The sequence below is a fragment of the Eudoraea algarum genome, from assembly GCF_050589645.1.
GTDB lineage: Bacteria > Bacteroidota > Bacteroidia > Flavobacteriales > Flavobacteriaceae > JBNGOQ01.
Map to the genome: position 1 here is coordinate 171,408 of NZ_JBNGOQ010000002.1, position 19,584 is coordinate 190,991.

A 19,584-nucleotide genomic window follows, 5' to 3' on the forward strand; every position below is an offset into this window, starting at 1 on the left:
GTTCAGCTCATAAATTTTAGTAATTTTTGTACCATGATGAAACATAAGGACGAGCAAGGCTTTATTACCGAATGCCGCCTCCAAATAGAGGAAAAGTTGGGCTGGGGAAGTTCAGAGTTATGGCACAACAGTGTTTTTGTTGAGCTAAGTGAGCACATACAGGAAAAAACCCATGTCCTGCTGAGTCCAACTACCCTAAAACGTGTATGGGGCAAGGTCAAATACGATGGCGTTCCCAGCATCAGCACCTTAAATACGCTTGCGCAGTACATAGGGTACAGGAATTGGCGAGATTTTAAGAACAACGCAGCCGGTTGTCCCGAAAGGAAAAAAGAAAAAAAAACACGGGCAAGGGCCACCACCGTGGTGATGTCGTCTGCCTTTGCGGGGATTGTGATTATCTCGCTTTTTTCCATGATAAAATTCAAGAAAACCGATCCCCCTGCAATTTTCGATTTTTCACAGGTCGAATTTTCCAGTCGGCCCATAGCGGAAGGCCTGCCGAATTCCGTAGTTTTTGATTTTGACCTTGCTGACATTGATTCGGACAGTATCTATATTCAGCAGTATTGGGACCCCACAAAAACGATCAAGATAAGGGCGGGACAGCGCCAAGCGACCGGAATTTACTACTATCCCGGATATTTTAGGTCAAAATTGTTGGTTGAGGGGCAATTGGTTAAACAACATGATCTCTATGTCACTTCCAAGGACTGGGTTGGAACGCTTGATTATTCGCCGGTACCCAAATACATACCTGCGGAAGCATTTCTTCACGGCAAGTTGTCCTTTTCCCAGGCAATCATGGATGAAATTAGTTCACAAGCCTCGCCTTTGGGCTCAAGTTATCACCTGGTACGCGATTTTGGGGACATATCGGGAGACAATTTTAGCCTGGAAACCGCCGTTAGAAATGTGTATAAAGATAAATGGGCGGTCTGTCAAAGTGTGCGCATAGTAATCCTTGGAACCAAGGGCGCTTTGATCGTTCCTTTTTCCATTCCCGGTTGCGTTTCGGACTTGGGTATCATGCTCAATGATAGCTACCTTAGCGGTAAGGAACATGACCTATCGGCTTTTGGTGCGGATTTTTCGGAGTTTAGGGACGTAGCCATCCATCTAAGGAACAGACAACTTAGCGTGACCTTGGACCATCAGCAAATCTTTGAGGGGAATTATAACGAGTCCATAGGTAGGTTTGTAGGCATTCGATTCCGTTTTCTGGGTGCCGGTGAAGTGGCGTATTTACGTGTTACCCGGGCCGACGAAACCACCGTGCTGGATACGGATTTCAACCCGTGATCATAGGTGGCCGACTATTTCGGTTCCAGGGCTTTGGCAATGGCCTCCTCGGCCAAGGGTCCCATGACCTTATAGCCATTTTTATCCGGGTGTACACCGTCATAGGTATAGCTATCCTTTAGGCCATTGTTGCCATCTTCCATGGCGGAAAAATAATCGAGATAGATTAAATTATTTTGCTTGGCATACTGCCGTATTAGTTCGTTCAGTGCGGGAATTTTTATGTTCGGCTCTTTGCCCGTACGCCAGGGATAATCAAAGGCCGGAAGTACGGAACAGAGAATGACCTTTATTTGGTTCGCCCTGGCAAGCTGGGCCATGGATTTGAGGTTGTCCATAATCGCGGGCACGGTAGTTGGGCCGGTATTGCCGGCTATATCGTTTGTCCCGGCCAATATGACCACCACTTTGGGCCGCAGGGCAATGACGTCCTGTTGAAACCTCAAAAGCATCTGGGGAGTGGTCTGTCCGCCTATGCCCCTATTTACATAGGACTTTCCCTTAAAAAAATCAGGATCGTGCGCTAACCAACCTATGGTAATGGAATTGCCCATAAACACCACCCTGTCCTCTCCTTCGGCAGGGAGTCCGATCTTGGTGTTCTCTTCCTTAAAATGCTCCAGATCTGGCCAGTCCTGTGCAGTGGCAATTCCCATAAAGCCCAGCAGGCAGGCGAAAACACCGAACTTCAATTTTTTATTTCCCATTATTCCAAAATATGATTTTCATTGGCAAAACGACGCTTTTCCTCAGATGTCAATGGCAGCTCGTTCAACAACCTTTCTTTGGTTGGTCTTAGGTGTATCAGGTAAATTACCAATAGCAGTGCGATAAGGAGATAGAGCAGGTAGCTGTTTTGCATGAATGCCAGGACCGCCAGTAGGGCAGAACCCTCCAAGAACGCATATCGTATTATATTTGCAGACTGGTACCGGGCCAACTTAAGACGTAGACTTTCCCCTTCCAACACCTTGCGAAGCTGTTGCCTGAACACATACATGCTCCCAAAATAGCAGGCTAGGGCCATCACGGGAACGATGAAGATAAAGACATCCCCTGAACCTGAAAAATTGACTTGGATACCCTCGCTTTGATAATAGGCAAGAAGGCCCAAAGTACTAGGTGCTGCCAAAAGAAATAGGTGTAACAGCCGTTGTAGGCGCATATATTGTTTTGGGGTGATTTTTTGTTGTTTTCCTTCTCTCATGGTTTTACTCCTTAAAGAACTTTTCCCATTCTACCGTCTTAGCTGTCCTGGCCGAATGTTTGGCCGCTTCCAGGATCTGCATGACCACCATGTTATTTTCCAGGGAACTAACGTCATATGCGTTGAGCTGGTAATTTTCCTTGACTACTTTTTGCAAGAGGGCAAAGGGATCATCGATGCCCTTGGAGAGTGGTGGGGCCACCACATCAAATGGACCATCCGATTCCTTTTCCAGGATTTCCATATGGCTTCCATCTTTGCAAATGATATAACCCGTTGTACCATAGATTTCCATGTCCTTTCTATTATGGGACCAATTCCAAGAAGCTTGTATGATTACCTGGACCTTTGGGTAGGTCAGGATTATCGTTGCGTCGTCCTCTACCTTTGGATAGCGTTCGGGTTTTAGTTGTTGTGTGGTACAATATACTTTTTCAGGATGGACTCCTTTCATGAGCCAGGTAGCCAGGTTGGCGCCATAACATCCAAAATCGGTCAATGCACCGCCCCCGTTGAGTTTGGGATCGGTAAGCCATTCCAAAAACTCCGGATTGCACCCTATTTCAATGGGTCCGGGATGTCCGGTATGAAAGATTATTCTACGGAGATCTCCGATACTTCCTTTCATCAAACGGTCCTTAGCCTCGTAATTGCTACCATACCAGGAAGTTTCGTAATTGGTGAGCAATTGGATTTGATGCTTCTTGGCAAGACTGCTCATTTTTTTGGCATGTTCCAGGCTTACGGCCAGGGGTTTTTCTACCATGACATGAATACCGCGCGGAGCACAAAACTGTACAACTTCCAAATGGTCGTATATGGTGTTGAAGGCCGTGACAGCTTCGGGTTTTGCGGCTGACACCATTTCTTCCAAGGTATCAAACACGATATCCATACTATACCCGTGCCGCGTGCTATACTCTTGGGCAAGGTCTCTGTTAGGTTCCACAATGCCCACGATTTCTATATCCCCGATTTTATCTCTGCCCAATATCCAGTGTACATGGGTGTGCACCAGACCCACGACACCCACTCTTAAAGGTGTTACGGAAGGTTCGGTATGTTCTGCGTTGGTTGTATTCCCTACCATTTTCATGTCCTTGGCAATGCCCGTGCCTACAAAGCAAGATAGTACGATCGTTACAATTAGAAAAAAAGATGGCCGGAACGTTTTAAGGTGCATGGGCTATACGTTTTCTTGTATGGAGGTTTCACACAAATATAAACTACGTATTTCACATAATCTATTCCCTTGAGCATAGCGTAAAAACTTAGTCGTGCAGTGAGCCGATGGTTCAGTTCATACAAAAATCCACCAATACAAGAAATAGAGTATGCCCAGTGCTAAAAGGATGGAAATGAGGTAGATGATAATCTCGGTTCGGACATCCTTTTTGTATTGTTCCCTTATTTTCAATCGGATAAGCGCCATTTCCTCCGGGGACACCTCCTTAAATTTAAGCTGGGTATCTCCGGACCACTTGAGATAGCTGTTGCGCAACTCCTTAAAGCTACGGCTCTTTTTTAATAAGCTGCGGTTTTGTTTTAGACTCTGAATGGCGTGCGCCATGCTTCCTTCCCCTCCCATAGTTGTAGGTTTTACGATTTGGTAAAAGCGACTTGCTTTATAATATGGGTAGTAAAAAAAACCAGTTTGTTACATCTGAGGTGGAAAATATTGGTCTTGCAAAAGGGCACTTATATGTCCGTACGAGCACTCACCTGCCTCAGACACGGCGCTCGATATGACAATTTTTAGATTTGGCATTTTTCTGTTAGCCTGTTACATGCTTACTTGAACAGCTAGTTTTCCTCCTTCGGCGGAGTTATCATAATATGTGCCCTATGGGTCCCAGCATCCATTAACCATGCATGGCCTGGAGGCATGGGGTTTGTGGGCAATCCGGTGGATGAACCTGTGGCATAGGGCATATAAAAGACATACCGGACATAGGGATTTTCAACTTCCCCCTGATCGTTTACTGTACCGGAAAAAACGCAAAGTGTCGTTTTATCGGGCATTTTGAGCTTTCCGGATTTTACCTCTTCCTCCCTAATATCAAAAATCTCCTTGGATTCCTTACCCTGGGCCCTTAACTCCCGCCCTCGGGCCATGAATGGCTCCAGTTCCATATGATAGGCTGCGGACGAAAATCCCTCCTTATTAGGGTCATCTGCCATGCATACATAGGCATTGTTGCCCTCCCTTAACACAACGAGTTTTCCGCTGGCATCATAGCCGTATACTTTTGCTTGGTCCCTAAACTCTTCCGGAGCGGCCAGAACAGCTGTTTTTATCTGCCATTCCGCGGGTGGAATATCCTGTCCACAGCTTACTACCATCATCAACAATAAAAATGTCATTAAATAAATTCGTCTTGCTTCCATTGTATCTATTTTAGAAAATTACCTTAATATTTTGCCGATTGCCCCTTGGCCATCGTTCTTTTAATAAAATCGCGAATATCGTTGTTCGCATTTTGTAGATCCTCCCTTCGCAGATACATCATATGCCCACTTCGATAGCCCTTAAAGCTAAAACGATCTTGCAAACGTCCACTGGGATCTATTTGCCACATGGTGTATTTGGCATTGAAATAAGTGGTGGCCCCGTCATAGTACCCGGATTGGAACATAACGTGCAAATAGGGATTTTGAGCCATCGCCTGACGAAGATTGTCGCGGGTATTGTCATCTTTGTTGTCCCAGGGATGCACCGGTCCGAACATATTGTATTTGATGTCTGTCTTAAACTTCAATTCTTCCTGCAGATAATAGTTGATGGCTGGCGTAAAACTGTGTAACCAAGAAGTGAGCTCAGCACTGTAATCGGGCCGCTCGCCCGCCAGCTGTCTATCAATTCCCAAATACCTACTGTCCAGCCGCCCTATGGTATACCCACCTTGATCCCTTAAGAGCGCTTTCCAAAAATAGGCGGTAGGTACCGCCAAATTGTGCTGTAGTATTTCTTTTTCGTTTAGACCGGAATAATAAGCCATTTTTTTGGCTACGGCATTTTTTTCGGTCTCCCCTATGAAGCCCCCTTTGGTGAGCGCCGGGATCAGGGTGTTTACCGTATAGGCCTCGGATTCTGGTAATATTTCCAGCAGGTCTTTTTGTTGCAATTCGGTTGGCAGGGCTTTCTGATACCAGGCGGCGGCCGTAAAATAGGGCAGGTTAAGGGCGGCGGCGATCGGGCCGTCGTTCCTGATCACCTTATAATCGGCCGGAGAGACCAAGATCACCCCGTTCAAATACATCCACTGTTGGTTCTGCAGTTCCAAGGCCAGACCGGAGACCCTTGTGCCCCCATAACTTTCACCGATCAAATATTTCGGGGAGCGCCAACGATCGTTGCGGCTTACAAAAGTATTTAACCATTCGGCCAGGTACTTTATATCGGCGTTGATACCAAAGAACTTACTGCGATCCACCTCTTCACCGCTTGTCGGAATGGTACGCGAATACCCTGTGTTGGCCGGGTTTACATAAACCACATCGGCAATATCTAAAATAGAGTAGGGGTTTTGCTGTACCCCATAGGGCTGTACGGGATAACCCTCATCGTCAATTTTTAGGATTCGTGGTCCTGTATACGCTAAATGCATCCACACCGAACCCGATCCAGGTCCTCCATTAAAGGAAATGAGCAAGGGCCTAGCCGCTCTGTCCCTAATATTGTTTCGCGTATAGTAAGTATAATGAAGGGCGGCTATGGGTTTGCCCATGTCGTCCCAAACCGGTTGGGTCCCGGTCTTGACCGTGTAGCCAAAAGCTACCCCGTTCACGGTTACATTGTGCTGGGTCACTACAGTGGTATCGACGGGTAGCACCCGTTCTTGGGCTTGGTTGGATTGCAGGAATAACACGAATGATAAGATCAGGAGGGCATAGCTGTATTTCATTTTAAAAACAGGTTTAGGCATAGTCTAAAAATAACAATTTATTAGGTTATATTACCCTTGGTGTTCTTTATCTTTAAAACCTACACCACCTAATTACCGCGCCATGAAAAAAATATCACGAAGAACTTTTAACAAAACCCTATCCAAGGGCCTGGGAGGAGCGGCCCTTGTGAGCAGCATGCCCTTGGCCGCCTGTGGTCTAAACGGAACCTCAAAGAACCAAAATAGCCTGGGCATAGCCCTTGTTGGTCTAGGCAGTTACAGCACCTACCAATTGGCCCCAGCGCTGCAAGATACACACTATTGCCATTTGGCGGGTATCGTTACCGGAACTCCAGAGAAGGAACAACAGTGGGCCAAACGGTACAATATTCCAAAGACCCACATCTACAATTATGAAAATTTTGATGCAATCGCCCAAAATGATGATATTGACATTGTATATGTAGTATTGCCCAATAGTATGCATGCGGATTTTTCAATCCGCGCGGCCAAGGCGGGTAAGCATGTCATCTGTGAAAAGCCCATGGCTATGAACGTGGAAGAATGTAATGCCATTATCGACGCTTGTAAAAAAGCCCAGGTAAAACTAGGTATAGGGTATCGCTTACATTCCGAACCCTATACGCAAGAAGTAAAACGGCTGGTCAGGGAAAAGACCTTTGGCAACATCAATTACATATCGGCGGATGCGGCCTATCAATCCTTAACGAATCCCAACCAATGGCGTTTAAATAAGTCGCTTTCGGGAGGTGGAGCCCTAATGAATATGGGCGTATATTCCATTCAGAGCCTTATATATGGTAGCGGCCAAAACCCAGTTTCCGTGACCGCCCAGGAATTCAGTACCCGTCCGGACTATTTTAAGGATACCGATGAAACCATTACGGCGCAATTTGAATTCCCTAGTGGCACCGTGGGCCAGATGATGACCTCCCATAACGTTAGGGCCAATAGGCTGTTCGCTTCCTGTGATAAGGGCTGGTTTGAGCTGGATCCGGCAAGTACCTATATCCCACTTGCAGGAAGGACCTCCAGGCGCGAGTTGAATTTCCCCCAAGAGAGCCAGCAAAAATTACAAATGGACGATTTTGCACGGCATGTGTTGGAAGGAACACCTAACAAAGCTCCAGGCGAGATGGGGAAAAGGGATATGATTATTGTAGAAGCCATTTACAACTCCATTGCTGGGGGCAACAAAAAAATCGCCTTAGATCTTGGCCATATGGGAATCACCGATTCCTGATATAATTTGTCAACATGCCCGGGCTAACCATATGTCCTATACGTCATTGGAACGAAGCATTGAAGTACCATGTGTTTGCTGGTCGTTAGAACCTTTCAAAAACGCCCAGGCCAAAAAGCGCAAAGTCATATTTTACTGGATCTCTTGGGTCCAATTCCCTTAGATTTTTGTTGAGCTCCAGCACCGCTTTGGCATCGTTCTGTTTGCGCTTTAGCAGTTTAAGCTTTCTAGCCACATTCCCGGAATGTACGTCCAAGGGGCAAGACAGCTGCGCTGGGCCAATTTTCTTCCAAAGTCCAAAATCTACTTGGGTAGCACTGTCGCGTACCATCCATCGCAAGAACATATTGATGCGCTTGGCTGCAGATCCCCTGGCCGGGTCCGAGATGTGCTTGGTGGTCCGTAGGGGATGGGGAAGTTCAAAAAACACCTGTTTAAAGGCCGAAATGGCAGTTTGCGTAGAGGTGGTTGTTGCATATTGGGAAAAAATATTTTCCAGCCCGCCGTGGTTCCGATATATGTTTTGAAGGCTTTTTACAAAATAGCACAAATCTTCACCGTTAAAGGTCCGATGTACAAAAGGGGCAAGCCGATCTAGGTCGTTGGGGTGATGGTTCATCACAAAATCAAAAGGAGCCTGTTGCAGTAGTTCCATCATACGGTAGGCATTGTTGATGATACTTTTGCGGTTGCCCCATGCGATGGTCGCTGTCAAAAAGGCACTGATTTCTATATCTTCTTTGGCAAGGAACCTATGCGGAATTTGCAAGGGGTCGCTCTCCAAAAAGCTGGGATGGTTATACTGGGCCACTTTGGTGTCCAAAAAATCCTTGAGTTCCTTCTTGGTCATATTAAACGGTGATGAGTCCGTCTACCATGGTCAACTTGCGATCGGCCATGTTGGCCAGGTCCTCGTTATGGGTTACGATAACAAAGGTTTGTCCAAAGGTGTCCCTAAGTTCGAAGAACAGTTTGTGCAGTTTGTCCGCACTCTCCGAATCGAGATTCCCACTGGGTTCGTCCGCATAAATGATCGAAGGGTGGTTCACCAGCGCACGGGCCACGGCCACCCGTTGCTGCTCTCCTCCAGAAAGTTCATTGGGCTTGTGATGGAACCGATGGGACAGCCCTAGGAAATCCAACAACTCCTTACCGCGCTTTTCGGCTTCCTTTCTTGGCGTCTTTTTGATGAATGCCGGGATACAGACATTTTCCAGGGCGGTAAACTCGGGCAACAGCTGATGAAATTGAAAAATAAAGCCAATATGTTCATTCCTAAATTTGGCCAGGGTCTTGTCCGTCAGTTTGATCACATCTGTAGCATTGATCAATAGGCTGCTATCGCTTTTGTTGGATTGTGTATCCAGGGTACCCAAAATTTGCAACAAGGTAGTCTTTCCGGCTCCGGAGGCGCCCACAATGGAAACAATCTCTCCTTTTTCAATATGCAGATCAACCCCTTTTAAAACTTGTAGTTCCCCGTAGAATTTCTGGATATTGGTCGCTTGGATCATGCCATGGAATTTTCGGGATGAAAGTAAACATTAGCAGAGACATTCCAAAAATAAAAGAATTCATTTCCATGATATTTTATCATTTTGCCGCCACCATAGTAATTTTCTATGGTACAGTAAGACTAATTGAACTTACCACTGCCCAAATCCCAAAGGAAATGGGTACATTTAAAATTTTAAATCAAAAGGTATGTCGATAGAATCAACACCTGGAATTGCTGTATTTGCCGGAGGCTGCTTTTGGTGCACGGAAGCTGTTTTTCAGCGCTTAAACGGGGTTACGCAAGTTGTGTCCGGATATACGGGCGGGAACATTAAAAATCCGGCTTATAGGGAGATCTGCACCGGAAGAACGGGACATGCAGAGGCGGTTAGGATTACCTTTGACCCCAATCTTGTTTCCTATATGGACCTACTTGAGGTCTTTTTTGCCACACATGATCCCACTACTCTTAACCGTCAAGGAAATGACGTGGGCACCCAATACCGAAGTGAAATTTTCTATCAAAATGAGGAACAAAGGGAACAGGCGGAGAAATATGTACGGTTTTTGGAGGAAAAACGCGTATTCGATCATCCTGTCGTAACTGCAATATCGGAGGCCAAGCCTTTCTACGAAGCCGAGGGGAACCATCAGAATTATTATAACGACCATAGGGCACAACCTTATTGTCAGGTCATCATCAACCCAAAACTAAAAAAACTACAGACACACTATACCGATAAATTAAATTCTTAAGAGAACATGGCACCACCATATCGAAGTTTAGAAGAATACAATTTGGAAATAACAAACGATGTTAAAGATCGATATTCAAGAATTATCAAGGAAATAGGGGAGGACGTTGATCGCGAAGGACTGACCAAGACTCCGGAAAGGGCGGCCAAGGCCATGCTTTTTTTAACACAAGGGTATAAACAAAATGCCGCCGAGGTATTAAAAAGTGCTATGTTCAAGGAGTCCTATAACGAAATGGTCATCGTGAAAGATATTGAACTGTATTCCCTGTGTGAACACCATATGCTTCCTTTTTTTGGAAAGGCCCACATCGCATACATACCCAACGGACAAATCGTAGGCCTTAGCAAACTGCCCCGGGTAGTGGATATTTTTGCAAGACGGCTGCAGGTGCAGGAACGATTAACGGAACAGATATTGGACTGCATCAATGACACCCTAAAACCACAAGGGGTAGCGGTGGTCATTGAAGCTGCTCATATGTGTATGATGATGCGGGGGGTTCAAAAACAGAATTCGGTCACTACTACCTCGGGTTTTAGAGGATCTTTTGAGAAGGAGGAAACCCGGAACGAGTTTCTAAAATTGATAAGCTCCAGTCTTTCATAAAAAAAAAAATTATTAACAAAACTGTAACATTTTCTGGTTTTAATAGTCTTTATATTATAGGACAAACTAAAGAAACCGACCATGAAGCAGTTACTTTTGGCCTTCAGCCTTCTTTTTATGACCCTTTCCTTTGGGCAAAAAGAGATGGTGGTTGATGCGTTTGAGACCTTCAGCAGTAATGTTGGAGCCAAGATGCGCATCATGAAGTCCCCTGAGTATCTCCTTACCTTTTCCGGGGAGACAGAGATGGTAGATCGGATTTCATGGGAACTTGCGGATAATACACTTCACATTTGGTCAACTACCCCCAACATGGACTTCAGGACCGTGGAGGTAACCGTGTATACCCCTTCCATAACCGCCGTTGCACTTACTTATGGGGGTATCCTCACCATGGATGGCGCTTTTTCGCAAATTGAAAACTTTGAGATTTCGGCAATTGAAGGAGCCACTGCAGACCTGTCCAACATCGATTTCAAAAATTTGGTGGCCAAAGCCCTGCATGGCGGGGAGATCCTTTACAAATCTACGCGAACCTTGATAAGCAGTACCGATGAGGAGGGTGTCATAAAACGTTCTGACGGCATCAACTGAATCCAAGTCCATACTTTTTTTAGCATTCCATCCATTACTTTAGTGGGAATACCTATTTTTGGGTATGTCAAAAAACAAAGATCCTAAATATCGAAACCTGTTGCTGGGGCTGCTGTTTGACGCCCTGGGTATGGTTTCCTTCCTGATACCAGGTATAGGTGAATTCTCCGATATCATTTGGGCACCTATGGCAGGATGGCTGATGACCCGCCTGTACAAGGGCAGGGCTGGGCAGGCGGCCGGAGTGATTACCTTCGTTGAGGAAATGCTCCCCGGACTCGATGTTATTCCCACCTTTACCTTAATGTGGTTGTACACCTATGTGCTAAAAGGCTCCAAGGCCGAGAAATTCATCGATGTCAAATAGCTCGATGGTGTTGGGTGAGACCCTATGGGATATATAGGTCGATTACGTATGGTGAATCCATCAACCATCACGTAGAGCGCCATGCAGGTGACACGGCGCTCGAACGGACAGTTGTTATCGCATACTTTCTTATGATAAGCACATTGCCTAGAGCAAAATACTGAGCCCTAGCGATATATTTCTACCGATATTGGGTATACCATCGGTCTTGAGCCGCGACAAATGGGCGATGTAGGTTTTATCCAGAAGGTTGTTGGCGGTAAGGCGCAACGACACTTCCTGATCAAAGAGCAGCAAATTTCCGCCCAAGCCCACATCCAAAAGGTTGTAACCATCGGTAAAGGTTTCGAAACTGCTTACTCTTTCCTGATCAAAGACCGATTGCAGGCTTACAAAGGCATAGCTGTTCAATAGCCAGGTATTGGTCTTATTGAACTCCACCCGGACGGTATTGGTAATGCTATTGGCCGGAATCAATGGCAAGGAGCTGTCATCGTCCAATTCCCCGATGACCATGGCAAAACTGCTCTCCACGTGCAGCCAGTCCAAGGGGTGGGGGTGCAGATGCAGCCCCACCTCGCCACCGTATAGCCGGGCATCTTGCTGTCGGTAGAGGAAGACTGCATCTTCACCAACAAATTCCCCATTGGGCTCAATAAATATGAAATCGGAGACCGTATTGTGAAAGCCGTTTACCGAAAGCTCCAGGTGCTCGCTGCTGTACTCCAGAGCCAGGTCTACCTGAACGTTTTGCTCGTTGCCCAGATCGGGGTCACCAATTTCAAAACGGTTGGTGCCTTCGTGCACGCCGTTTGAAGTAAGCTCTGCCAGATTGGGGGCTCGAAAGCCCGTAGCCAGGTTCAAACGCCCCACAAGGTTTTTGGAAAGTCCCATTTTATAGCCAATGGCCGCGTTGAAACTGTTGAAATTCCTGTCGAGTTCCGGAATAAAATCCTCTTCGCTAGGCAGTCCACTGGCCTCCCCGTTGATTGCACGGTGATCGTACCGAATTCCCAGTTGTAGGTCGCTATTGTTTTTAAAATGGAGGTGGGAGGTTCCCAAAAACCCTATGTCATTGGTAATGGCATCGGGAATCAGTATTTCTTCCCCAAAGTTTTCATTGCGTTGATGCATACCCTGCACGCCAAAAATGGTTTCCAAATTACGCCATTCCGGTAGGCGATATTGGACGTTATAACTAAAGGTTTTCAAGTCCATATCCAGGGCAGCTTCCTCGGTACCTTCTTCCTCCTCAAATTCCCTGCGGTCGTTAAAGGTATAGCCCAAGGTGGCATCCAAACTGGAACGTTCAAAGAAAATACTGGTCTTGGAACTGAGGATGTGGTTATCTATCTCCTGATTGGGCAGTCCCGGAGAGCGGCTTTTGGTCTGTTCCCCTAACTCTTCGGGGATACCCAGATCCGACCGGTTGTAGTTGTATCGCAACTCCGTTTTAAAGGTAGCGGCCTGGTACCCCACGCCCGCTTTGATATCGTACTCCCGAAAACGCGAATTGGTAACACGAACGTCCTCGCCGGTATTATAATCGACATGTGAGGCTACACTCCCTCTCAATAGAAATTTAAACCGCTCACTGGAGGCTTTAAATCCGGCATTGGCATTTAGGCCTTCGGTATTTGAAAAATAATTTAGGTTGATATCCCCTGAGTTGGTCTTGGGAATCGCAAATTTTTCCGGATTTAGATAGAGTACCCCGCCCAGGGCATCCGATCCGTAGAGTAGGGAGGCGGGCCCCTTAATGACCTCTACGCTTTCTATACCCGCATCACTGATACCCAGTCCATGCTCATCGCCGAACTGCTGGTTCTCCAATCGAATCCCTTGGGTATATACCAGTACACGATTAAAACTCAATCCGCGTATCACGGGTTTTCCAATCCCAAGACCTGTGGAGACGGTTTCCACTCCGGGAATATTGGTAATGCCCTGGGCCAGGGTAACGGCTCCACGGGCTTTCAGATTGGCCACGGTCTCATGGGCTACTTTCACCACGTTTTCACGTTGTAGCTTATGAAAGGGTGTGGACACAATGACCTCCTCCATCTCGATGGCGCTGGGGGATAAATCGATACGGAGCGAATTGGCACCACTTAAAATAGTGATGCTGCGCGAATAGGTCTGATAGCCAATATAAGAAACTACCAGCTTGTAGGTGCCCAAAGGCAGGTTGTTGATGCGATAGTTTCCCTCCGCGTCGGAAATGGCACCCTTCTCGAGCTGTGGAAAGTATATGGTGACCTGTTCCAAGGGCAGGGCACTTTCCGAATCCGTAATAGTTCCATTCAGGGTGTTTTGTGCATAATTATAGGTAAGTGACATTGCCAAGAGCAATGAAAATGCTATTTTTTTCATAACTGGATTTAAAAAAGATTAATAAAATGTAAATCGGGATTGTTATGAAAGGCTGGGGGGTCCCCTAAGGGAGAAATGCAGCGCCTGATAGTCGCTTAAAAAGAAGTAAGCACTGAAATTGGTAGTATCGTAATTGGGCACTGGGAATACGGTAAAAGCATACAGGGCCGGATAAAACTGGGAAGACAATTTGTACTTTTGAAAATCGCAATCGAGTTCTACCTCGTGAATGTGAACTGCACCCCTTTTGGTACATTCCTGCTGTAAGTGATCATGGATGGCGTGAGAAAGCTTTACCATAGACGGCAAGGCAATGGAAATCACCAATACCATGGAAACAAGCGGGAAAAGTATATTTTTTACTTCAGTGCTCACCCTACAAAACTAGGGAAATATGAAAGACGAAAGCTGTTAATAAAATACTAATATTATACCTTGGCCATTATTGTTGTCTAAAAAGAAAACCTAGCCCCATCCGGCTGAGCATCTTTTTTTCAAAATTCCAAAAAAAGCGGAACTGTCCAAAGAGCCACCCAAAGATGACCAATAGTATTTGATAAAAGGGAAAGATCAAGGAGAGTCGCAATAGAAAGTAAACCAGACCACCCCACCAAAAACCTTCGGGGAACACCTCACGGTGCAATCCGATCCAATCCAAAAAAGGTTTGGCCACATAAACCGAAGAAGAGCCGGTAACGGCGAAGACGATAAAAATGACCACCAACTGAAAATTGGAGCTTATGCCCCAGCGTTCCTTGAATTTTTGCATACCTAGTTGCTAACTAAGTGGCGAAGATAGGACTTATATGCGTGGAAAAAAAGGCCCCAAACGCTGTCCGTATTTCCTTTGGAAAAAGACAAAATAGTTATAGAGTTTATAGTTTACCTCATACCCATAATCTATTCGCGGATTGTAGTCTATCGTCAGAATATACAGGTTGGGGTCATACAATTGCGGGTTTTGAACGCGTATGTTCCAATTGGTCACCAATAACTGATTGCGGGTCTCCAAAAAGGATTGGCTGTAATAACCCGGTGGACGGGCAATTCCTTGCAACCAGATGTTAAAGCCCGGCTCAATGATGATGATTTCATATTCGGTCTCTTCACTGGCTATAGTAATGGTATCGCCTTCCTTTTGATCAAAATATGATTTTTCCCTATCGGAAATCTCCACAGTTTCCTTGGTGCTGGTACAACTCGCTACGGAAAGTAGAACGGCAAACAGCACAAGGCTTACGGGTAGTACAATCTTTTTCATTTTTTTCATTTTTTTTGGTTCGACTTTTACGTACGGGAAACTCTTAAAACAGAACTCCCGTGGAATTACAGCATCAGAAAATATGCCAAAGCTTCTCCGTTGGCCAACAAATTCACTAGAAGATACAAAAAAACCATTCGCCTTGGCGAATGGTCCTGTTAAATATAGTTAAGAAGCTGTTTTTTACTTTCCGAATAGACCGCCCAAAAGTCCGCCAAGGCCGCTCTTTTTCTTGCTACCTCCTCCAAGTACCATACCGGCCACATCGTCCAAAATACTGCCGTCCCCGTCGGAATCCAAAAAAGATTCGATAAGGGATTGCTGTTGACCACCGGAGCTATCGCCCCCTAATAAACCGCCTAGTAGATTGCCAATACCATTGGAGTCGCTAATATTTTGTTGTCTGGTCTGTTTACCCAAAAATCCCATTAAAATTGGAGCGGCAACCTTCAGAATAGTAGCAATGGAGCCTGCATCCATACCCGATTTTTGACTAAGTGCATTTTCCAGTTGGGGTTGCTTGCCGCCCAAAACGTGCCCTAAAATACCGGCACCGTCCTCCATTACGGACTGATCTACACCGCCTCCGAAGAGTCCGCCCAGATTGTCCAAGATACCCCCGTCGTGCTTGCTAGAAAGCGCATTCATTAAGCCCTGTGCGCCATCGGGCGAGGCCGCATTTCTTTTCATAGCGCCCATTAATACGGGAAGTGCCATACTTAGTACACTGCTTGTTTTGTCAGCAGGTTGTCCCGCTTGCTGCGCAACACCGCTAATCAATTGCTGGCCCATAGGCCCGTTCAATAAATCTAATATTCCAGACATGTTTATTTTGATTTTTATAGTTGTACCCAATGTACAAAAAAGAGGGTAAATAAGCGCATTGTTCCGACAATATGGTCCTTACTTCAATAAAGCGATGATCTGGGACGCCAATTCCTCACCGATACGGTCCTGCGCCTCCCCAGTGGCGGCCCCGATATGCGGGGTCATGGAAATGTTGGGATGCATAAGGATTTTGATTTCCGGTGAAGGCTCGGATTCAAAAACGTCCAGACCGGCAAAGGATACCTTTTTGCTTTCCAGGGCGTCGATAAGGGCTACTTCGTCTATGACGCCACCACGGGCAGCGTTAACAATGCCCACGCCAGACTTCATCAATTCGAACTCTGGTTTACCAATTACATATGCTTTCTGTGCTGGTACGTGAAGGGTGATGAAGTCCGCTGATTTTAGCACCTCTTCCTTGGCTACACCTTCAAATTCAAAGGAAACGGAACGCCCATCGAAAAAGGGGACGTCTATGGTGGCCTTTTCCAAAAAGGGATCATAATAGCGTACATGCATCCCTACGCCCAAGGCAATCCTCGCCGTAGCCCTGCCGATTCTTCCAAATCCAATGATACCCAAGGTTTTTCCACGCAATTCCAAACCGCCCGCATAGGCCTTTTTTAATTTTTTGAAATTGCTATCGCCTTCCAAGGGCATATTCCGGTTGGCATCGTACAAAAACCGTACGCCTCCAAACAAGTGGGCAAAGACCAACTCAGCTACCGATTCCGAGGAAGCGGCCGGCGTGTTTATTACGTGCAGGCCCTTCTCTTTGGCATACTCCACATCGATGTTATCCATACCCACGCCACCACGACCAATGAGCTGTAGGGATGGACAGCTGTCAATGAGATCCTTCCTAACTTGGGTGGCACTGCGCACCAGCAGACCAACAATTTGATTTTCATTGATAAAATCCGAGAGTTGTTCCTGGGCCACTGTGGTGGTAAAGACCTCAAACCCCTGTTGTTCCAATGCCCGTATACCACTGGATGATATACCGTCGTTTGCCAATATCTTCATGGTAAATTATAGATTTTAAGTTTTAAATGCTAAGTGTTAACGTTTTGAATTAAGTTGACTTGTTTTGACAATTTTGGTCAAAATCTTAATAATTTGTCCAATTTCCCTTATATGATCCACCAGAGTTTCATTGATCACTTTTCCTTCCTTTGGCAATCGCCACCAATATCTGGTTTCTCTAGCCTCTTTTGATGCAATCGCCATTTTGGCGATAAAGTCCTGCTTCGATTGGCCAGCACCGGCCTCTGCAATATTAGCTCCTATGCTAGTTGCCGATCATAGCAATTGATTAGCGGAAACTTTTTTCTTCAATAACGACTGTTTTTTTTCCTTTCTCACAAGCGATACTTACCACCTAAAACCGAACACTTAAAACCAGGTGTTAACGGTGTTACGCCTTCCGTTCCAATTCACTCATTACGTCTACAAGAGCACCCACACTCTCCAAGGAGAGGGCATTGTACATAGAGGCGCGGTAGCCCCCTACGGAGCGGTGGCCATTAATTCCATTGATTCCCGCTTCTTTCCACATGGCATCAAAGGTGTCCTTTAAGCTTTCGTCGGTTAGATTAAAGGTGGCGTTCATATGGGAACGGTCCTCCTTTTGCGCAAAACCGGTGAACAAGGGATTCAGTTCCACCTCCGAATAGAGCAGTTGCGCTTTTTTGTCATTGATTTCCTCAATGCCAGCGATACCACCCAGCTCCTGCAACCACTCCAAAGTGAGCATGGAAACGTAAACGGCGAATACCGATGGGGTGTTGAACATGCTATCCTTTCCTATGTGTACTTTATAATCTAACATGGAAGGGATCTTTCGGGAAACCTTTCCAAGAATATCCTCTTTCACCACCACCAAAGTAGTACCTGCCGGACCCATATTTTTTTGTGCGCCGGCATAGATCAGATCAAATTGTGAAAAGTCTAACTGTCTCGAGAAAATATCCGAACTCATATCACATATCAGGGGAATATCCACCTGTGGAAATTCCATCACCTGAGTGCCGAATATGGTATTGTTGGAGGTCATATGCAAATAATCCAAACCTTCGGGTATATGATAGCCTTTTGGGATGTAATTAAAGTTTTTATCCTTGGAAGAGGCCACTTCGACCACCTCGCCGAAAAGTTTGGCCTCCTTTATGGCCTTATCACTCCAGGTGCCGGTGTTGATATAACCCGATTTGTTTTCCATAAGGTTGTATGCCACCATAAGGAACTCGGTGCTGGCGCCTCCTTGCAAGAAGAGTGCTTGATATCCCTTGCCTTCCAATCCAAGTAATTGTAAGGCCAAGGATCGTGCGCGCTCCATAACCGCCACAAAATCCTTACTGCGGTGCGAAATTTCGATAAGCGACAGTCCCAAACCGTTAAAATCCAGAACGGCTTCCGAGGCCTTTTGCATCACTTCCTGTGGCAGTACACAAGGGCCTGCGCTAAAATTATGTTTCTTCATTTTGGATAAAAATTTAGGCCCTAAAGGTCCTAAAAAACTATGGAAAGAGTACTATGGAAATAAAATTATTCTGTTAGGTTTTTAACAGGAATTCAACAGTGTCCACCCCATCGGCGTAATCGGACAGCTCGGGGTACTGGGTCCTCCCAAATGGTACCTCCCCGGGCATTAGATCTGCCGCAACAATACACTGCAGTTGGTCCCGGTCTTCCTCTAATTTTTTGTGAAGCCCTTCTACGTCATCATAGTATTCATAAAACAAGGTAGCGATGGGAGAGGCGTAGCCAGAATCCTCCTTGAGCATCAGGAATCCATTTTCCAGGATATTGAACTCGCTCATAAGATATACCGCTTTGTTGTAGTCGTAGTTGTTGGCGTATTTGTGTTGATCAATAATGGAGCCATAGGAATAGATGGCCTTAAAAAAAGGAGTAAAATCGTAGTCCTTGGGCACGAAAAGTTTGGAGACGCTACGACAACCCAGCCCATAATACCTGAAAATGTCCTCCCCAAGTGCTGTAAGCTGCTGGGAAGATTCCTTTCCTGTCAGTACGGCCACCGAGCTCCTGTTTTTTCTGATAATATGGGGCTTTTTTCCAAAATAATACGCAAAGTAGCGGGCGGTGTTATTGCTTCCGGTTGCGATTACGGCATCAAAGTTGTTCAATTTCCCCTCGGAAAAGCTCACCTTGTCATGCAGTGCCGGCGTTGCGGCAGATAGGTAGCTGGCCATAAAGGGTAGTAGGGCAGTGTCGTTGGAGGATAGTTTCACCAGGGCACGATTTCCGGTAAGGAGCGTCGTCAAAAAGTCGTGAAAACCCACCATGGGAATATTCCCGGCCATGATCAGGGCAACGGTCTTGTTTTTGGTCTGTGATAGGTCATAGGATGCCAACCAAGTTCTCAATCTTTCCTCCGTAAGTACTTCGCCCCAACGCGCTAGGCTAAAAAGCACATTTTCTTTGGTAAACCATCCATTCTGGTGGTTTGCCGCGGAAGTTGTTTTTTGGAGCTCTTCTGTCCAAGGGTTCTTGGTCAGATTTTCCTCGGGATTGTTGAAGATTTCACAAAATTCCCTGAGGAAACTTCCAAGTTTAACAAAAGCTTCTAATCTTTCTTCAAGGTCGGCCATTATATTTGTACAAGATGGTATTAGG

The 19,584-nt window shown here is 45.9% G+C and carries 23 protein-coding genes; 6 read left to right on the forward strand and 17 right to left on the reverse strand.

The window, feature by feature from the left end:
* Positions 1-33: 33 nt before the first annotated feature.
* On the forward strand, positions 34-1,302 hold the full coding sequence (locus ACRD67_RS07065) for a hypothetical protein (protein ID WP_430966357.1): 1,269 nt from the start codon (positions 34-36) through the stop codon (positions 1,300-1,302).
* Between the two features lie 14 nt (positions 1,303-1,316).
* On the opposite strand, the gene ACRD67_RS07070 is transcribed toward ACRD67_RS07065, so the two are convergent.
* From ACRD67_RS07070 to ACRD67_RS07095, 6 genes are all read right to left on the reverse strand, one after another.
* Complete coding sequence (locus tag ACRD67_RS07070) at positions 1,317-2,009, reverse strand: SGNH/GDSL hydrolase family protein (protein ID WP_430966358.1); 693 nt, start codon at positions 2,007-2,009, stop codon at positions 1,317-1,319.
* Positions 2,009-2,509: a hypothetical protein gene (locus tag ACRD67_RS07075; protein ID WP_430966359.1), complete on the reverse strand. Its 501-nt coding sequence runs from the start codon at positions 2,507-2,509 to the stop codon at positions 2,009-2,011. The genes ACRD67_RS07070 and ACRD67_RS07075 overlap by 1 nt, the downstream gene beginning before the upstream one ends.
* A gap of 4 nt (positions 2,510-2,513) precedes the next feature.
* The gene (locus ACRD67_RS07080) at positions 2,514-3,692 is read right to left on the reverse strand and encodes a Gfo/Idh/MocA family protein (RefSeq protein WP_430966360.1); all 1,179 of its coding nucleotides are present in this window, start codon (positions 3,690-3,692) and stop codon (positions 2,514-2,516) included.
* Positions 3,693-3,809: 117 nt separating this feature from the next.
* Positions 3,810-4,097, reverse strand: coding sequence for a hypothetical protein (locus tag ACRD67_RS07085; RefSeq protein WP_430966361.1), 288 nt, complete (start codon positions 4,095-4,097; stop codon positions 3,810-3,812).
* A 215-nt stretch (positions 4,098-4,312) separates the two neighbouring features.
* Positions 4,313-4,897, reverse strand: a complete 585-nt coding sequence (locus ACRD67_RS07090; RefSeq protein WP_430966362.1) for a hypothetical protein — start codon at positions 4,895-4,897, stop codon at positions 4,313-4,315.
* Between the two features lie 23 nt (positions 4,898-4,920).
* Positions 4,921-6,414: a S10 family peptidase gene (locus tag ACRD67_RS07095; protein ID WP_430966363.1), complete on the reverse strand. Its 1,494-nt coding sequence runs from the start codon at positions 6,412-6,414 to the stop codon at positions 4,921-4,923.
* A gap of 103 nt (positions 6,415-6,517) precedes the next feature.
* On the opposite strand from ACRD67_RS07095, the gene ACRD67_RS07100 reads away from it, so the two are divergent.
* Complete coding sequence (locus tag ACRD67_RS07100; protein ID WP_430966364.1) at positions 6,518-7,660, forward strand: Gfo/Idh/MocA family protein; 1,143 nt, start codon at positions 6,518-6,520, stop codon at positions 7,658-7,660.
* 85 nt (positions 7,661-7,745) lie between these two features.
* Here the strand turns inward: ACRD67_RS07100 and ACRD67_RS07105 are convergent, their stop codons facing one another.
* Entirely contained in the window at positions 7,746-8,510 is a 765-nt protein-coding gene (locus tag ACRD67_RS07105; protein WP_430966365.1) for a TIGR02757 family protein, read from the reverse strand.
* Between the two features lies 1 nt (position 8,511).
* Positions 8,512-9,174 (reverse strand): ABC transporter ATP-binding protein, encoded by a 663-nt coding sequence (locus ACRD67_RS07110; RefSeq protein WP_430966366.1) that lies wholly within the window; start codon positions 9,172-9,174, stop codon positions 8,512-8,514.
* 190 nt (positions 9,175-9,364) lie between these two features.
* Between ACRD67_RS07110 and msrA the strand changes: the two genes are divergently transcribed.
* The 4 genes from msrA to ACRD67_RS07130 all read left to right on the forward strand — a co-directional run bounded on the left by msrA (position 9,365) and on the right by ACRD67_RS07130 (position 11,483).
* Positions 9,365-9,913, forward strand: a complete 549-nt coding sequence (gene msrA, locus ACRD67_RS07115) for a peptide-methionine (S)-S-oxide reductase MsrA (protein ID WP_430966367.1) — start codon at positions 9,365-9,367, stop codon at positions 9,911-9,913.
* Between the two features lie 6 nt (positions 9,914-9,919).
* Entirely contained in the window at positions 9,920-10,522 is a 603-nt protein-coding gene (gene folE, locus ACRD67_RS07120; RefSeq protein WP_430966368.1) for a GTP cyclohydrolase I FolE, read from the forward strand.
* Positions 10,523-10,603: 81 nt separating this feature from the next.
* The gene (locus tag ACRD67_RS07125) at positions 10,604-11,116 is read left to right on the forward strand and encodes a GIN domain-containing protein (protein ID WP_430966369.1); all 513 of its coding nucleotides are present in this window, start codon (positions 10,604-10,606) and stop codon (positions 11,114-11,116) included.
* A 64-nt stretch (positions 11,117-11,180) separates the two neighbouring features.
* Complete coding sequence (locus ACRD67_RS07130; RefSeq protein WP_430966370.1) at positions 11,181-11,483, forward strand: hypothetical protein; 303 nt, start codon at positions 11,181-11,183, stop codon at positions 11,481-11,483.
* A gap of 147 nt (positions 11,484-11,630) precedes the next feature.
* Here the strand turns inward: ACRD67_RS07130 and ACRD67_RS07135 are convergent, their stop codons facing one another.
* The 9 genes from ACRD67_RS07135 to ACRD67_RS07175 form a co-directional block, all read right to left on the reverse strand.
* Positions 11,631-13,856, reverse strand: a complete 2,226-nt coding sequence (locus ACRD67_RS07135) for a TonB-dependent receptor (RefSeq protein ID WP_430966371.1) — start codon at positions 13,854-13,856, stop codon at positions 11,631-11,633.
* Positions 13,857-13,898: 42 nt separating this feature from the next.
* Positions 13,899-14,231 carry a hypothetical protein gene (locus tag ACRD67_RS07140; RefSeq protein WP_430966372.1) on the reverse strand — a complete coding sequence of 111 codons (333 nt, stop codon included), beginning with the start codon at positions 14,229-14,231 and terminating at the stop codon, positions 13,899-13,901.
* A gap of 67 nt (positions 14,232-14,298) precedes the next feature.
* Positions 14,299-14,625, reverse strand: coding sequence for a DUF6787 family protein (locus ACRD67_RS07145; RefSeq protein WP_430966373.1), 327 nt, complete (start codon positions 14,623-14,625; stop codon positions 14,299-14,301).
* Positions 14,626-14,658: 33 nt separating this feature from the next.
* Complete coding sequence (locus tag ACRD67_RS07150; RefSeq protein ID WP_430966374.1) at positions 14,659-15,117, reverse strand: DUF6146 family protein; 459 nt, start codon at positions 15,115-15,117, stop codon at positions 14,659-14,661.
* A gap of 183 nt (positions 15,118-15,300) precedes the next feature.
* Positions 15,301-15,942, reverse strand: a complete 642-nt coding sequence (locus ACRD67_RS07155) for a DUF937 domain-containing protein (protein ID WP_430966375.1) — start codon at positions 15,940-15,942, stop codon at positions 15,301-15,303.
* A gap of 78 nt (positions 15,943-16,020) precedes the next feature.
* Complete coding sequence (locus ACRD67_RS07160) at positions 16,021-16,971, reverse strand: D-2-hydroxyacid dehydrogenase (protein ID WP_430966376.1); 951 nt, start codon at positions 16,969-16,971, stop codon at positions 16,021-16,023.
* Positions 16,972-17,007: 36 nt separating this feature from the next.
* Positions 17,008-17,235 carry a four helix bundle protein gene (locus ACRD67_RS07165; protein WP_430967153.1) on the reverse strand — a complete coding sequence of 76 codons (228 nt, stop codon included), beginning with the start codon at positions 17,233-17,235 and terminating at the stop codon, positions 17,008-17,010.
* A gap of 127 nt (positions 17,236-17,362) precedes the next feature.
* On the reverse strand, positions 17,363-18,427 hold the full coding sequence (gene serC / locus ACRD67_RS07170; protein WP_430966377.1) for a 3-phosphoserine/phosphohydroxythreonine transaminase: 1,065 nt from the start codon (positions 18,425-18,427) through the stop codon (positions 17,363-17,365).
* A gap of 73 nt (positions 18,428-18,500) precedes the next feature.
* Complete coding sequence (locus ACRD67_RS07175) at positions 18,501-19,559, reverse strand: acyl-CoA reductase (protein ID WP_430966378.1); 1,059 nt, start codon at positions 19,557-19,559, stop codon at positions 18,501-18,503.
* Positions 19,560-19,584 lie beyond the last annotated feature (25 nt).

What these genes read in the sequence shown, in the direction of transcription:
- ACRD67_RS07065 (WP_430966357.1), top strand. Translation starts at nt 34, where the DNA reads ATGATGAAACATAAGGACGAGCAAGGCTTTATTACCGAATGCCGCCTC.
- ACRD67_RS07070 (WP_430966358.1), bottom strand. Translation starts at nt 2,009, where the DNA reads ATGGGAAATAAAAAATTGAAGTTCGGTGTTTTCGCCTGCCTGCTGGGC.
- ACRD67_RS07075 (WP_430966359.1), bottom strand. Translation starts at nt 2,509, where the DNA reads ATGAGAGAAGGAAAACAACAAAAAATCACCCCAAAACAATATATGCGC.
- ACRD67_RS07080 (WP_430966360.1), bottom strand. Translation starts at nt 3,692, where the DNA reads ATGCACCTTAAAACGTTCCGGCCATCTTTTTTTCTAATTGTAACGATC.
- ACRD67_RS07085 (WP_430966361.1), bottom strand. Translation starts at nt 4,097, where the DNA reads ATGGGAGGGGAAGGAAGCATGGCGCACGCCATTCAGAGTCTAAAACAA.
- ACRD67_RS07090 (WP_430966362.1), bottom strand. Translation starts at nt 4,897, where the DNA reads ATGGAAGCAAGACGAATTTATTTAATGACATTTTTATTGTTGATGATG.
- ACRD67_RS07095 (WP_430966363.1), bottom strand. Translation starts at nt 6,414, where the DNA reads ATGAAATACAGCTATGCCCTCCTGATCTTATCATTCGTGTTATTCCTG.
- ACRD67_RS07100 (WP_430966364.1), top strand. Translation starts at nt 6,518, where the DNA reads ATGAAAAAAATATCACGAAGAACTTTTAACAAAACCCTATCCAAGGGC.
- ACRD67_RS07105 (WP_430966365.1), bottom strand. Translation starts at nt 8,510, where the DNA reads ATGACCAAGAAGGAACTCAAGGATTTTTTGGACACCAAAGTGGCCCAG.
- ACRD67_RS07110 (WP_430966366.1), bottom strand. Translation starts at nt 9,174, where the DNA reads ATGATCCAAGCGACCAATATCCAGAAATTCTACGGGGAACTACAAGTT.
- msrA (WP_430966367.1), top strand. Translation starts at nt 9,365, where the DNA reads ATGTCGATAGAATCAACACCTGGAATTGCTGTATTTGCCGGAGGCTGC.
- folE (WP_430966368.1), top strand. Translation starts at nt 9,920, where the DNA reads ATGGCACCACCATATCGAAGTTTAGAAGAATACAATTTGGAAATAACA.
- ACRD67_RS07125 (WP_430966369.1), top strand. Translation starts at nt 10,604, where the DNA reads ATGAAGCAGTTACTTTTGGCCTTCAGCCTTCTTTTTATGACCCTTTCC.
- ACRD67_RS07130 (WP_430966370.1), top strand. Translation starts at nt 11,181, where the DNA reads ATGTCAAAAAACAAAGATCCTAAATATCGAAACCTGTTGCTGGGGCTG.
- ACRD67_RS07135 (WP_430966371.1), bottom strand. Translation starts at nt 13,856, where the DNA reads ATGAAAAAAATAGCATTTTCATTGCTCTTGGCAATGTCACTTACCTAT.
- ACRD67_RS07145 (WP_430966373.1), bottom strand. Translation starts at nt 14,625, where the DNA reads ATGCAAAAATTCAAGGAACGCTGGGGCATAAGCTCCAATTTTCAGTTG.
- ACRD67_RS07150 (WP_430966374.1), bottom strand. Translation starts at nt 15,117, where the DNA reads ATGAAAAAGATTGTACTACCCGTAAGCCTTGTGCTGTTTGCCGTTCTA.
- ACRD67_RS07155 (WP_430966375.1), bottom strand. Translation starts at nt 15,942, where the DNA reads ATGTCTGGAATATTAGATTTATTGAACGGGCCTATGGGCCAGCAATTG.
- ACRD67_RS07160 (WP_430966376.1), bottom strand. Translation starts at nt 16,971, where the DNA reads ATGAAGATATTGGCAAACGACGGTATATCATCCAGTGGTATACGGGCA.
- serC (WP_430966377.1), bottom strand. Translation starts at nt 18,427, where the DNA reads ATGAAGAAACATAATTTTAGCGCAGGCCCTTGTGTACTGCCACAGGAA.
- ACRD67_RS07175 (WP_430966378.1), bottom strand. Translation starts at nt 19,559, where the DNA reads ATGGCCGACCTTGAAGAAAGATTAGAAGCTTTTGTTAAACTTGGAAGT.